The sequence below is a fragment of the Rhizobium sp. 05N430 genome, assembly GCF_056396985.1.
Map to the genome: position 1 here is coordinate 1 of NZ_JBFTMO010000054.1, position 447 is coordinate 447.

At 63.2% G+C, this 447-nt stretch carries 1 protein-coding gene; it reads right to left on the reverse strand.

Annotated features, from left to right (window positions below; translation table 11 throughout):
- The coding region (locus AC1DJO_RS29885) for a DUF5801 repeats-in-toxin domain-containing protein (protein WP_477974138.1) at positions 1–416 on the reverse strand (416 nt) is incomplete at its 3' end.
- Between the last annotated feature and the right edge of the window lie 31 nt (positions 417–447).

Here is a 447-nt window from a genome sequence, read left to right on the forward strand (position 1 = left end):
TTCCAGGCCGTCTTGTCGCCGTCGCCATCGGTTGCGGCGAAGTCGAAGACCAGACGCAGAGCATCGGATGCACCGGTGCGGGCTGCATCGGGATGATCGATCGAGGCGAACTGGGTGAAGGTATAGGCGCCCGTTGCCTGGTTTGCCGAGAATGTGAAGACYGGATGGCCAACATCCGTCGTGTAGGCCGTCAGGACGATCTGGCCGCCGACAACAGCAGTTGCGTAATGGAGCGCAACACCATGCGACGTCAGAGCCGGGTAGCCTTCGCCGTCCTGGCCGTTCGGCGTCATGTCGATCGCCGTGCGGAACGCCAGATCGGTGATCTTGGCGCCGTCTGCACCCTGCGTGAAGACCAGCGTGCCCGTCGCCGACTGAGTGATGAACGTGCCGTCGGCCGTACCATTTTCAGTCACGACGCTGGTGCCTGACCAGCTTGCGGTCGGC